Origin of the sequence: Rouxiella badensis, assembly GCF_026967515.2 — a bacterium.
Classification (GTDB): Bacteria; Pseudomonadota; Gammaproteobacteria; order Enterobacterales; family Enterobacteriaceae; genus Rouxiella; species Rouxiella badensis.
This window is the reverse complement of sequence record NZ_CP114062.1, coordinates 3,845,843-3,858,627: the sequence shown is the minus strand read 5'-3', so window position 1 is coordinate 3,858,627 and position 12,785 is coordinate 3,845,843. Positions and strand designations below refer to the sequence as shown.

Genomic DNA, 12,785 nt, shown 5'->3' with positions numbered 1-12,785 from the left:
GACTGCGGGAAGGTGTCAGCGATGGATGCCATGGGCAAGGGAGTTAGAACGGGTAAACAGGGAAATTTGTGACATGGCAGTTCAGGAAGTAAAATGTATAGAGACGCAACAGTCATTGTGGTGCTTTACTTCCTTTACGGTCAAACAGCAAGGTGTTAAATTGATCACGTTTCCAGCAATAATCCGTCAAATACTTATTTTAAATTAAAGTTTATAAAACTAATGGCGGATTTGGATACGGGGTTGTTTCTAGACACTGGAAAATCAGGCGAAAAGTCTTGTACCTCTACATCGAGACATTAAAGCAGAGATTGGATGCAATAAATCAGCTACGCGTTGACCGCGCCGTAGTGGCTCAGGGCCCCGCTTTTCAGCAGGTCTATAGTCTGTTGCCCGTCCTCTTACATCATCATCATCCGCTGATGCCGGGCTACCTTGAAGGTAAAGTGCCCCATGGTGTCTGTATTTTCACGCCTGATGAAACCCAAACTACCTATATTAACTCTCTCGAAGAGAAATGGGGCAGCCCGTTTGAACCGGTCGTTAAAGGCGAACTGCCGATAACCGGCGTCTATTCTATGGGCAGTACCTCATCGATAGGCCAGAGCCAAACCTCGGACCTCGATATCTGGGTCTGTCATCAATCCTGGCTCGATAACGAAGAGCGCAACCGCCTGCAGCAAAAGTGCAGCCTGCTTGAGAAATGGGCCGCCTCGCTGGGCGTTGAAGTCAGCTTCTTCCTGATTGATGAAAACCGTTTTCGCCATAATGAAAGCGGCAGTTTGAGCGGTGAGGACTGCGGTTCAACCCAACACATCCTGCTGCTTGATGAATTTTACCGTACTGCGGTTCGTCTTGCAGGCAAGCGTATTCTGTGGAATATGGTGCCTGGCGAAGAAGAAGCGCATTACGACGAGTATGTCCTTTCCCTCTATTCTCAGGGCGCGTTGACGCCGAACGAATGGCTCGACCTCGGTGGCCTGAGCACGCTGTCTGCCGAAGAGTATTTTGGTGCCAGCCTGTGGCAGCTGTATAAAAGCATCGACTCGCCTTATAAGGCGGTGCTGAAAACGCTGCTGCTCGAGGCCTATTCTTGGGAATATCCCAATACCCAGCTGCTGGCAATGGACATCAAACAGCGCCTGCATCAGGGAGAAATTGTCTGCTTCGGCCTCGATGCTTACTGCATGATGCTCGAACGCGTGACCCGCTATCTGACTCAGGTTGAAGACTTTACGCGCCTTGACCTGGTGCGTCGCTGCTTCTATCTCAAGGTCAACGAGAAGCTGTCCCGCCCGCGTGCCTCGGTTGGCTGGCGTCGTGAAATTCTCACCCAGCTGGTGAGCGAGTGGGGCTGGAGCGAAGAGCGTCTGGCGATTCTCGATAATCGCGCTAACTGGAAGATTGAGCGCGTGCGGGAGGCACACAACGAGCTGCTCGATGCGATGATGCAGAGCTACCGTAACCTGATTCGTTTCGCGCGCCGCAATAACCTGAGCGTGAGCGCCAGCCCGCAGGACATCGGCGTGCTGACCCGCAAGCTGTACGCGGCGTTTGAAGCGTTGCCGGGGAAAGTGACGTTGGTTAATCCGCAGATTTCCCCGGATCTCTCCGAGGCTGACTTAACCTTTATTCACGTGCCTATTGGTCGCGCTAATCGCACCGGCTGGTATCTGTATAACCAGTCGCCGTCGATGGACTCAATTATCAGCCATCAGCCGCTGGAATATAACCGCTATCTCAGCAAGCTGGTCGCGTGGGCTTACTTTAACGGGTTGCTGACCCCGACGACGCGGCTGCACATCAAGAGCGGCAACCTGTGCGATATTTCCAAACTGCGCGAACTGGTGGCCGACGTGTCGCACCATTTCCCGATTCGTTTGCCTGCGCCGACGCCGAAGGCCCTGTATAGCCCGTGCGAAATTCGCCACCTGTCAATTATCGTCAATCTCGAGCATGACCCGACGGCAGCGTTCCGCAATCAGGTGGTGCATTTTGACTTCCGCAAACTTGACGTCTTCAGCTTCGGTGAGAAACAGCAGTGCCTGGTCGGCAGCATCGACCTGTTGTATCGCAACTCGTGGAACGAAGTGCGTACGCTGCACTTCAACAGTGAGCAGGCGGTGCTCGAGGCGTTAAAAACCATTCTCGGTAAGATGCACCAGGATGCCGCGCCGCCGGAGGCCGTTGAAGTCTTCTGCTATAGCCAGCACCTGCGTGGCCTCATCCGCACGCGTATCCAGCAGCTGGTTTCCGAATGCATTGAGCTGCGTCTTTCGAGCAAACGCCTCGAGCCGGGCCGATTCAAGGCGGTGAGAGTCTCCGGGCAGACCTGGGGTCTGTTCTTCGAGCGCCTGAGCGTGTCGGTTCAAAAGCTGGAAAACGCCATTGAGTTTTACGGCGCTATCTCGAACAACAAGCTGCACGGCCTGTCGGTGAAGGTTGATACCTCGCAGGTGCATCTGCCGTCAGTGGTAGACGGCTATGCCAGCGAAGGGATTATTCAGTTCTTCTTCGAGACCACCGCGGACGACGACGGTTTCAACATCTATATCCTGGATGAGTCGAATCGGGTCGAGGTTTATCACCACTGCGAAGGCAGCAAAGAGGACCTGGTGCGCGACGTCAGCCGTTTCTATTCGTCATCGCACGACCGTTTCACCTATGGTTCCAGCTTCGTGAACTTCAATCTGCCGCAGTTCTACCAGATTGTTTCAATCGATGGCCGCACGCAGGTCATTCCCTTCCGCAGCAACGTGCTGTCTCAACTGTGCGCGGTCGTTCCTGAGGCCGGTGCCGAACCTGCCAGCCCGGCGCAGCAGTTTCAAATCCACTGATCCGCCGTTTTTATCCTGAACGGCGCTGCGCGCGATGCCGATTTTTGATAATCGATTCCTATTGCTTTTCATGATCCACCTGCGATTATAGAGAGCTTGGACGGTGAATCGCAGATCCTGGATAAAATGAAAACAATCACAATGAAAAATCTGAACATGAAAACCGCATTACGCTGGTCTCTGGCCTCGATGGTCCTGTTTGCGCTCTCTGGCTGTGGATTAAAAGGTCCCCTCTACTTTCCTCCGGCAGATAAAGCCGATGCTAAAAAAGTCGTGGTAACCAATGACAAGTCCGGTCAGACACAGTCTCAGGGTGTTTCTCCAGACCAAAATGCGGCCAAAAACAGTGGGCAACTTTATTAATCGGCAGGCCACAGAGTAATTACGTCTGGCGATAGCCAGGGGTCAAGCGGAGTAAGATATGCAGTTCGCCAAAATGCACGGCCTGGGCAACGACTTTATGGTCGTTGACGCCGTCACTCAAAATGTTTATTTCTCTCCCGAACTGATCCGTCGACTTTCCGATCGTAACCGCGGCGTGGGCTTCGATCAGCTGTTGGTCGTCGAGCCGCCTTACGATCCTGAACTGGACTTTCACTACCGCATCTTCAATGCCGACGGGAGTGAAGTCATGCAGTGCGGTAACGGTGCCCGCTGTTTCGCCCGATTTGTGCGCATTAAAGGGCTGACCAACAAGCGCGATATTCAGGTTAGCACCCAGAACGGGCGCATGACCCTGACGGTCACGGAAGATGAGCTGGTGCAGGTGAATATGGGCGAGCCAATATTCGAACCTCAGCAAATTCCTTTCCGCGCGCCCAAGCCTGAAAAAACCTATATTTTACGCGCAGAAGAACACACCGTGCTCTGCGGTGCGGTCTCAATGGGTAACCCGCACTGCGTGTTACAGGTTGACGACGTAGTCACTGCCAGAGTAGAACAACTTGGCCCGCTGCTCGAAAGTCATGAACGTTTTCCTGAGCGCGTCAACGTCGGCTTTATGCAGGTGATCGACCGCAGCAGCGTCAAGCTGCGCGTTTATGAGCGTGGCGCTGGCGAGACGCAGGCCTGTGGAAGCGGTGCCTGTGCGGCAGTGGCGGTTGGAATACAGCAGGGTTTACTCGCTGAGGAAGTTCAGGTGGAACTGCCGGGAGGCAGCCTCGACATTCGCTGGAAAGGTCCGGGTCATCCCCTTTATATGACCGGCCCTGCCACCCATGTTTACGACGGATTTATTCATCTATGAACAATCTTGACGATCAGATTGAAAGCGTAACCGAGCTCGACGACGAACTGGTGATGCAGTATCTGCTGCAAAACCCGGATTTCTTCATCAGAAATGCGCGCAGCGTTGAGCAGATGCACGTGCCGCATCCGGTTAAAGGCAGTATTTCACTGGTTGAGTGGCAGCTCGGACGCCAGCGCAATCAGATTGCCCAACTGGAAGAAGAAATTACCCTGTTGATGGAACAGGCAACCATTAACGAAACCTTGTTCGGCCGACTGATTGAGCTTCAGGCCAATCTGGCTGACGCCACCAGCCTGCAGGATATGCTTAATCGTCTGCAACGCTGGGGTCGCGGTCTTGGTCTTGCCGGTGCCAACGTGCGGTTGTTCAGCGAAAGCTGGCGCATTGGTGCACCGTCTGACTTCACTCACCTGGCGTTGACTCGCAGCTCGTTTGAGTCACTGCGCATCCAGCGTCTGGGCGATACTCAGCACTTCCTCGGAAGCCTGAACGGGCCGGAACTGTTACTGGTGCTGCCGCAGGCCAAGGCGGTCGGCTCTGTCGCACTATCGCTGATGGGCGAAGAGGGTGAATTGGGCATGCTGATTTTCAGCAGCCGTGACCCGCAGCACTATCAGGCGGGCATGGGCACTGTGATGCTCGACCAGCTTGCCAAAATGTTGCCGGGCCTGCTGTCGCGCTGGATCGAACGCGCATGAGCCAAACTGACTCGCCACTGCTCCCCGCGGTCGAGGCATTTTTACGATTTCTGCGGGTTGAGCGACAGCTCAGTCCGCTGACGCAAAGCAGTTATCACCACCAGCTTCAGGCGTTGATAGCGATGGCCGACGACATCAAGCTGACCGACTGGGCGCAGCTCGACGCTGCCAAGGTCAGAATGTTGACCGCACGCAGCAAGCGTGCGGGTCTCGGTGCCTCCAGCCTCGCCCTGCGTCTCTCGGCGTTGCGCAGTTTTCTCGACTGGCAGGTGCATCAGGGCGTCCTTCAGGCTAATCCCGCCAAAGGCATTTCTACTCCGCGTGCGCCGCGTCATTTGCCCAAAAACATTGACGTTGACGAGGTAGGCCAACTGCTGAATATCGACCTCAACGATCCGCTCGCCGTGCGCGACCGTGCGATGCTTGAAGTCATGTATGGCGCGGGCCTGCGTTTGTCTGAGCTGGTAGGCATCAATCTCGGTCACGTCGACCTGCCCTCCGGTGAAATTTGGGTAATGGGTAAAGGCAGCAAGGAGCGCAAACTGCCGATTGGCCGCACGGCGGTGACCTGGCTTGAAAACTGGCTTGCCCTGCGCGACCTGTTTGGGCCTGAAGACGACGCGATGTTTCTGTCTAATCAGGGCCGTCGCATCTCCACCCGCAACGTGCAGAAACGCTTTGCCGAGTGGGGCGTCAAGCAGGGCGTTAACAGCCATATTCACCCCCATAAGCTTCGCCACTCTTTTGCGACACACGTTCTGGAGTCGAGCGGGGATTTGCGCGCGGTACAGGAACTGTTGGGCCACGCCAACCTTTCCACCACGCAAATCTATACCCACCTCGACTTTCAACATTTGGCGTCGGTTTACGATGCCGCGCATCCCCGCGCTAAACGAGGAAAAACCTGATGAAGTTTTACCGCCCCCTGCAGCAGATCGAGGCGATCACCTTCGATCTCGACGACACCCTCTACGACAACTATCCGGTCATCGTTCGCACTGAATCGGAAACGATGCAGTTTTTACGCCAGTATCATCCGGCGACGGCGGATATCGAATCGGCAGAGTGGCGGGCGGTACGTGCGGAACTGCTGGAGCAAGATGCCGAAATTTATCATGATGTTACCGCGTGGCGACACAAGGCGCTGTATCACACCATGCTGCGTCGCGGGCTGAGTGAGGCAGAAGCCGAAGCGGGCGCAGAGGCGACGATGCAGAACTTCGCGCACTGGCGCAGCCGCATCGACGTACCGCAGGAAACCCACGACACGCTGACCGCGTTGGGCAAAAAATTTCCGCTGGTGGCCATCACCAACGGCAATGCCAATCCCGACCTTTTCGGCCTGTCGAAGTATTTCGAATTTACGCTGGTAGCCGGTCGCGACGGGCGCGCCAAGCCGTGGAGCGACATGTATCACCTGGCAGCCGAACGCCTGAATGTGCCGCTGGCGCACATTCTTCACGTTGGTGACGACCTGACTACTGACGTCGCAGGTTCTGTGCGCTGCGGCATGCAGGCCTGCTGGATAAACCTGCGTGAAGGCAACCTGATGCACATTCCGGATGCGCGCCTGCTGCCACATATCGAGATTAACACATTGGCGTCCCTTACCACGCTGCTGTAATCTACGCAGGTAGCCATCTCGCGCAAAATACTGTATATAACAGCAGTAAACCTCCATGCGGCGTTCGAGTTTTAATCGATTTGCCCGTGGATGCATTTCTTTATCCAGACAAACGGTGCTTATGGACGTTTCTGACCTGCTCGACAGCCTTAATGAAAAACAACGCGAAGCCGTAGGCGCCAAGCGCAGCAACTTATTAGTGCTGGCGGGCGCAGGCAGCGGAAAAACGCGGGTTCTGGTGCATCGCATCGCCTGGCTGCTTTCCGTCGAGAACTGCTCGCCGTATTCCATTATGGCTGTGACCTTTACCAACAAGGCCGCGGCAGAAATGCGCCATCGTATCGAACAGTTAATTGGTACCAGCCAAGGCGGCATGTGGATCGGCACCTTCCACGGCCTCGCGCACCGCCTGCTGCGTGCTCACCATCTCGACGCCAACCTGCCGCAGGACTTCCAGATACTCGACAGCGATGACCAGCTACGTCTGCTCAAACGCATCATCAAGGCGCTGAATATCGACGAGAAACAGTGGCCGCCGCGTCAGGCAATGTGGTACATCAACGGCAAAAAAGACGAAGGTCTGCGTCCGCAGCACGTCGAGAGCTATGGTAATCCGGTCGAAGCGACCTGGCTGCGCATCTATCAGGCCTACCAGGAAGCCTGCGATCGCGCTGGGCTGGTCGATTTCGCCGAACTGCTGCTGCGCGCCCACGAGCTGTGGCTCAACAAGCCGCACATCTTGCAGCACTACCGCGACCGCTTTACCAATCTGATGGTTGACGAATTCCAGGATACCAACAGCATCCAGTATGCCTGGATCCGCCTGCTGGCCGGTGAAAACAATAACGTGATGATTGTCGGCGACGATGACCAGTCTATCTACGGCTGGCGCGGCGCGCAGGTCGAGAACATCCAGCGATTCCTGCACGATTTCCCCGGCGCGGAGACTATCCGCCTCGAACAGAACTATCGTTCCACCAGTACCATTCTGACCGCTGCCAATGCCCTGATCGCCAATAACAACGGGCGCATGGGTAAAAATCTTTGGACCGAAGACGTCGAAGGCGAGCCGATTTCGCTTTACTGCGCCTTCAACGAGTTGGATGAATCCCGCTTTGTGGTTAACCGCATCAAGGCGTGGCAGGACAACGGCGGGGCATTGAACGACTGCGCCATTTTGTATCGCAGCAACGCCCAGTCACGCGTGCTGGAAGAAGCCCTGCTGCAAATGGCGATGCCTTATCGCATCTACGGCGGACAGCGATTCTTCGAACGCCAGGAGATAAAAGACGCACTGGCCTATCTGCGTCTGATGGCCAACCGTAACGACGACGCGGCCTTCGAGCGCGTGGTAAACACCCCGACGCGTGGCATCGGCGACAGAACGCTTGATGTGGTGCGCCAGACCGCCCGCGACCGCCAGATGACCATGTGGCAGGCCACGCGGGTGCTGTTGCAAGAGAAAGTGCTGGCCGGACGTGCGGCTTCAGCGCTGCAACGTTTCACCGAACTGGTGGATGCGCTGGCGCACGACACCGCCGACATGCCGCTGCACGTGCAGACTGACCGCGTTATCAAGGATTCTGGCCTGTTCATCATGTATGAGCAGGAGAAGGGCGAAAAAGGTCAGGCGCGAATCGAAAACCTTGAGGAACTGGTGACGGCAACCCGCCAGTTTAGCTATCAGGACGAAGACCAGGATCTGATGCCGCTACAGGCATTCCTGTCTCATGCGGCGCTCGAAGCCGGAGAAGGGCAGGCCGACGCCTATCAGGACGCCGTTCAGCTGATGACGCTGCACTCGGCCAAAGGGCTGGAGTTCCCGCAGGTGTTTATCGTCGGGATGGAAGAGGGGATGTTCCCGAGTCAGATGTCGCTCGATGAGGGCGGTCGTCTTGAGGAGGAACGTCGTCTGGCCTACGTTGGCGTGACACGTGCCATGAAAAAGCTGACGCTGACCTACGCCGAGACCCGCCGCCTGTATGGCAAAGAGGTTTATCATCGGCCTTCACGCTTTGTCGGTGAACTGCCGGAAAACTGCGTCGAAGAGGTGCGTTTACGCGCCAGCGTGACCCGTCAGGTGAGCCACAGGAGCATGGGCACGCCCGTGCTGAGCAATAACGACAGTGGCTTCACCCTTGGCCAACGCGTGCGTCATCCGAAATTTGGTGAAGGCACTATCGTTAATCTCGAAGGCAGCGGCGAGCACAGCCGCTTACAGATTGCCTTCCCGGGAGAAGGCATTAAATGGCTGGTAGCGGCCTACGCCCGTCTTGAGGCGGTATAGGCCTGGACTGGCTATCAGACTCGCCATTTTGAGCTCAGTTACGCGCCGAACTTTAGAACTTCACTGTGTCCCCGACCTTGGCGGTGAGATACCACGCCATGGTCGCCTGGGATTTTTCATCGCCTTCGGCCGGGCTACCCGGGAAGGTATCTTCCTCAGGTACGGGAACGTAAGGGCCCTGCTTGATCTCCAGGAATGTCGAACCGTTGTCCAGTGCGATGGCGCTATGCCAGACGCCAGCAGGAATTTCCAACGTGCGGGTTTCTTCACCCAGCACCAAACGGTCGGTAATCTGCCCAGCAGAATTGTAAATCAATACAACAAGACGACCGGTCAGCGTACTCAATAATTCCCAGGTATGAGGGTGACGGTGAATGCGCACATAGCTCTCTTTATCCATCGTCACGGCCAGACGTTGAACCGGGTCGTTGACGTCCGGATGCAGGTTCAGGTTGGTGCGTAAACGAGGTGATTCACTTGCCTTGGCGGCAAGCTGGGTCAGGTTTTCACGGGTGATCTGCTTGGTCATTTTTTTATCCTGAAAGGTGTGCCGGAAAGGGATTACGTGGTATTTGGTTTGAGACTGAGTGTAGTCAAAAAATCCCGCTGTGGTAAGCATCTCGCGCGGCGATGGGCGGTTGAAAATTATGCCGAAATGTTGCGGAATTAGGCGCCTTGCCGGTTGACAGTCTTTTTCTTATCGGCGTAACATGCGCGCACTATTATTTATGAGGATTTTCGCCTTGGACGCACCCAGTAGATACTGGCTCAACAATCTGTTAAGCAGGTTCCACTTCTAAGGCCATCCTCATTGCTGATGGCCGCAGAGCTGGTTCGAAATGTACCTCGAAGGTATGGATTTCGAACCCACTCTAGGTGGTTGTCAGCGACCTCAAAAATGTCGCTGTGAGTCAGACCGGAATCGGGTCTGAAATATAACGGTGACCTTCACCCTGTGTTTCCCCGCTGTGCTTCAATGCGTTGTCCATACCTGTCACCATTAGGGAGAACGGGCACATGCTGAGTGCTTTTAAATTAGATAACAGCCGCTTATCCCGTTTGGAACTGGATGAAGCAGAGAGTTCGCTTTGCGATTCTCTGTGGGTCGATTTGGTTGAGCCTGACGAGCTGGAGCGTGAACGCGTCCAGAATGAGTTAGGGCAAAGTCTGGCAACCCGGCCAGAACTGGACGATATCGAAGCGTCGGCACGTTTTTTTGAAGACGAAGACGGGCTGCACATTCACTCATTTTTCTATTACGAAGATGCTGAAGACCATGCGGGAAACAGCACCGTAGCATTCACCATTCGCGACGGGCGCCTGTACACCCTGCGTGAACGTGAACTGCCTGCGTTTCGTCTTTACCGCATGCGCGCCAGAAATCAGCAGCTTACCGACGGTAATGCCTACGAGTTGCTGCTGGACCTGTTCGAAACTAAAATCGAACAGCTGGCCGACGAAATCGAAAACATCTACAGCGATCTTGAAAAGCTGAGCCGCGTAATCATGGAAGGGCATCAGGGCGACGAGTACGACGCCGCGCTTTCGACGCTGGCCGAGCTGGAAGACATTGGCTGGAAGGTACGTCTGTGTCTGATGGATACCCAGCGTGCATTGAACTTCCTGGTGCGCAAGGCGCGTTTACCGGGTGAACAGCTGGAGCAGGCGCGTGAAGTGCTGCGTGACATCGAGTCCCTGTTGCCGCACAACGAATCGCTGTTCCAGAAGGTGAACTTCCTGATGCAGGCGGCGATGGGTTTTATCAATATCGAGCAGAACCGCATCATCAAAATCTTCTCGGTGGTGTCGGTGGTGTTCCTGCCACCTACGCTTGTGGCGTCGAGCTATGGGATGAACTTCGAGTTTATGCCAGAGTTGAAGCTGACCTTCGGCTACCCGGCGGCGCTGGTGCTGATGCTGCTCGCGGGCCTCGCGCCTTATCTGTATTTTAAGAGAAAAAACTGGCTGTAAAGGTTTTGAATCCCCGGTTCGCCGGGGAAATCCCGCCCATGGCATACCCCTTGTCGCGCAAAATATGTTAAGAATATCCCTCCTGTTGATTTAACGAAGACTCGATAAATGTTGATGGAAAGGATGGCTCCTGCCGCCCAGTGGTGTTTTCTTATCGTAGCGTCGCTGATTTTAGGTTTTATATTTCAGTACTTTAATGTGCCTGCTGCGCTCCTGCTTGGGCCGATGATTGTCGGCGTCGTGATGGGGCTGTTTGGCGCCACGGTGCGTATTCCCCCGCTGTGCTTCAAAATCGCCCAGGGCGTGATTGGCTGCATGATTGCGCAGGCGCTGTCTCCCTCGATTCTTCCTCCTCTATTACACGACTGGTTTTTAGTGCTGGTGGTGCTGATTTGTACTCTGCTGGCGAGCGGCCTTTCAGGCTGGCTATTGGTTAAGTTCAGCAATTTGCCGGGGCCGACCGGCGCGTGGGGGTCTTCTCCCGGCGGCGCGAGTGCGATGGTGGCAATGGCCGGTGACTTTGGTGCGGACGTGCGTCTGGTGGCGTTTATGCAGTATCTGCGGGTGCTGTTTGTGGCTACTGCTGCGGCTTTCGTGGCGCGCATGAGCCTTGGGGATCAGATGACGGGCGCGGCCGCCGTCGAGTGGTTCCCGTCTCTTGACGGGGACTTCCTGGTTACACCTGCGCTGGCGCTGGTCGGTGTCTGGCTTGCCCCCAAGCTGCGCATTCCCTCCGGGGCGCTGCTCATTCCGGCGGTGGCCGGTGCCTTTCTGCATTCGACTGGGACTGTGCTGTTACAGGTGCCTGAATGGCTGCTGGCGATTGCCTATACCTTTATCGGCTGGAGCGTGGGGCTGCGCTTTACCCGTCCGATCTTCAAGCTGGCACTGCGTACGCTGCCGCAGATGATGGCATCAATTATCGGGCTTATGCTGTTGTGCGGAGCGATGGCCTGGGTGCTGACCCAGATTCTGCATGTGGATATGTTGACGGCATATCTGGCGACCAGCCCAGGCGGGCTGGATACGGTGGCGATTATCGCGGCCGGAAGCCACGTCGATATCTCGTTTATTATGGCGATGCAGACGCTGCGCCTGCTCACCATTATCGTCACGGGGCCGGCGATGGCGCGCTTTATCTCACGCAGCGCCACCCCGGTAACCTCTTAACCCTCGGCTTTCACAGGCTTTACCGCTAAGGCGTTGTCGCTCCGCTGCTGGCGCTGAAAACGCAGTGCGTCATACACGAAGAACGCCAGACCGGCCCAGATGAAAGCGAAAGTCAACAACTGGGACGGTTTGACCGACTCGCCGTAAAATACCACCGCCAGCAGGAACATCAGCGTCGGGCCGATGTACTGGAAGAAGCCCAGGGTCGAGAATTTCAGGCGTGAGGTGGCGGCGGTGAAGAACAGCAGCGGGATAGTGGTAATGATGCCCGCCGAGGCCAGCAGCAAGTTAAGTGAAAGCGGATTATTGGCCAGATTGCTGGTCGGGCTGTGGGCGATAAAGAACAGATACACCCCCGAGGCAGGCAGCAGCCACAGAGTTTCAATCAGCATGCCTGCCTGCGCATCGACGGCAATCTTCTTGCGCATCAATCCGTAGAACGCGAAGGTCAGCGAAATGCTGATGCCGAGAATCGGCAAGGATCCAAAGACCCATAGCTGAACCAGCACTCCCGCCAGCGCCAGCACGACCGCGACCCACTGCAGACGGCGGAAGCGCTCCCCGAGGAACAGCATTCCCAGCAGCACGTTAACCAGCGGGTTGATGAAGTACCCGAGGCTGGCCTCGAGGATGTGGTCGTGGTTAATAGCCCAGATATACAGCAGCCAGTTTGCACCGACCAGCAGGGCGCTTATCAGCAGCAGAGCCACCTTTTTCGGCGTGGCGAACACCTTGCGCACCCCATTCCAGCTGCGGCTAATGGTCAGCAGCAACAGCATAAAGAAGAATGACCAGATAACCCGATGGGTCAGAATCTCTTCGGCAGGAACCTGTTTGATAAGCTTGAAGTAAGCGGGCGCAATGCCCCAGATGAAGTAGGCGATAAAAGCAAAAATAACGCCCTGACGGGTCCGTTTAGCATCCATGACAATTCCCTGATTAAGTGATG

11 protein-coding genes are annotated in these 12,785 nt (G+C 55.7%); 9 read left to right on the top strand and 2 right to left on the bottom strand.

Annotated features, from left to right (window positions below; all coding sequences use genetic code 11):
* The first annotated feature begins 278 nt into the window (after nucleotides 1-278).
* The 7 genes from O1V65_RS17780 (at nucleotide 279) to uvrD (ending at nucleotide 8,695) form a co-directional block, all read left to right on the top strand.
* The gene (locus tag O1V65_RS17780; RefSeq protein ID WP_084912509.1) at nucleotides 279-2,837 is read left to right on the top strand and encodes a class I adenylate cyclase; all 2,559 of its coding nucleotides are present in this window, start codon (nucleotides 279-281) and stop codon (nucleotides 2,835-2,837) included.
* Nucleotides 2,838-2,993: 156 nt separating this feature from the next.
* On the top strand, nucleotides 2,994-3,200 hold the full coding sequence (gene lptM, locus O1V65_RS17775; RefSeq protein WP_026110589.1) for an LPS translocon maturation chaperone LptM: 207 nt from the start codon (nucleotides 2,994-2,996) through the stop codon (nucleotides 3,198-3,200).
* Nucleotides 3,201-3,258: 58 nt separating this feature from the next.
* Nucleotides 3,259-4,083 (top strand): diaminopimelate epimerase, encoded by an 825-nt coding sequence (gene dapF / locus O1V65_RS17770; protein ID WP_017492343.1) that lies wholly within the window; start codon nucleotides 3,259-3,261, stop codon nucleotides 4,081-4,083.
* The gene (locus O1V65_RS17765) at nucleotides 4,080-4,784 is read left to right on the top strand and encodes a DUF484 domain-containing protein (protein WP_017492344.1); all 705 of its coding nucleotides are present in this window, start codon (nucleotides 4,080-4,082) and stop codon (nucleotides 4,782-4,784) included. The genes dapF and O1V65_RS17765 overlap by 4 nt, the downstream gene beginning before the upstream one ends.
* Complete coding sequence (gene xerC, locus O1V65_RS17760) at nucleotides 4,781-5,692, top strand: tyrosine recombinase XerC (protein WP_017492345.1); 912 nt, start codon at nucleotides 4,781-4,783, stop codon at nucleotides 5,690-5,692. The genes O1V65_RS17765 and xerC overlap by 4 nt, the downstream gene beginning before the upstream one ends.
* Nucleotides 5,692-6,408, top strand: a complete 717-nt coding sequence (yigB, locus tag O1V65_RS17755) for a 5-amino-6-(5-phospho-D-ribitylamino)uracil phosphatase YigB (RefSeq protein ID WP_017492346.1) — start codon at nucleotides 5,692-5,694, stop codon at nucleotides 6,406-6,408. The genes xerC and yigB overlap by 1 nt, the downstream gene beginning before the upstream one ends.
* A gap of 121 nt (nucleotides 6,409-6,529) precedes the next feature.
* Complete coding sequence (gene uvrD / locus O1V65_RS17750; RefSeq protein ID WP_269129909.1) at nucleotides 6,530-8,695, top strand: DNA helicase II; 2,166 nt, start codon at nucleotides 6,530-6,532, stop codon at nucleotides 8,693-8,695.
* A 52-nt stretch (nucleotides 8,696-8,747) separates the two neighbouring features.
* On the opposite strand, the gene O1V65_RS17745 is transcribed toward uvrD, so the two are convergent.
* Nucleotides 8,748-9,224 (bottom strand): WbuC family cupin fold metalloprotein, encoded by a 477-nt coding sequence (locus O1V65_RS17745; RefSeq protein ID WP_269129908.1) that lies wholly within the window; start codon nucleotides 9,222-9,224, stop codon nucleotides 8,748-8,750.
* Between the two features lie 488 nt (nucleotides 9,225-9,712).
* On the opposite strand from O1V65_RS17745, the gene corA reads away from it, so the two are divergent.
* Both corA and O1V65_RS17735 read left to right on the top strand, forming a co-directional pair.
* The gene (corA, locus tag O1V65_RS17740; RefSeq protein WP_017492349.1) at nucleotides 9,713-10,666 is read left to right on the top strand and encodes a magnesium/cobalt transporter CorA; all 954 of its coding nucleotides are present in this window, start codon (nucleotides 9,713-9,715) and stop codon (nucleotides 10,664-10,666) included.
* Between the two features lie 123 nt (nucleotides 10,667-10,789).
* Nucleotides 10,790-11,836: an AbrB family transcriptional regulator gene (locus O1V65_RS17735; RefSeq protein WP_390896437.1), complete on the top strand. Its 1,047-nt coding sequence runs from the start codon at nucleotides 10,790-10,792 to the stop codon at nucleotides 11,834-11,836.
* Here O1V65_RS17735 and rarD read toward each other — a convergent pair.
* On the bottom strand, nucleotides 11,833-12,762 hold the full coding sequence (rarD, locus tag O1V65_RS17730) for an EamA family transporter RarD (RefSeq protein ID WP_084912511.1): 930 nt from the start codon (nucleotides 12,760-12,762) through the stop codon (nucleotides 11,833-11,835). The two genes, O1V65_RS17735 and rarD, sit on opposite strands and share 4 nt — an antisense overlap.
* Nucleotides 12,763-12,785: the final 23 nt, after the last annotated feature.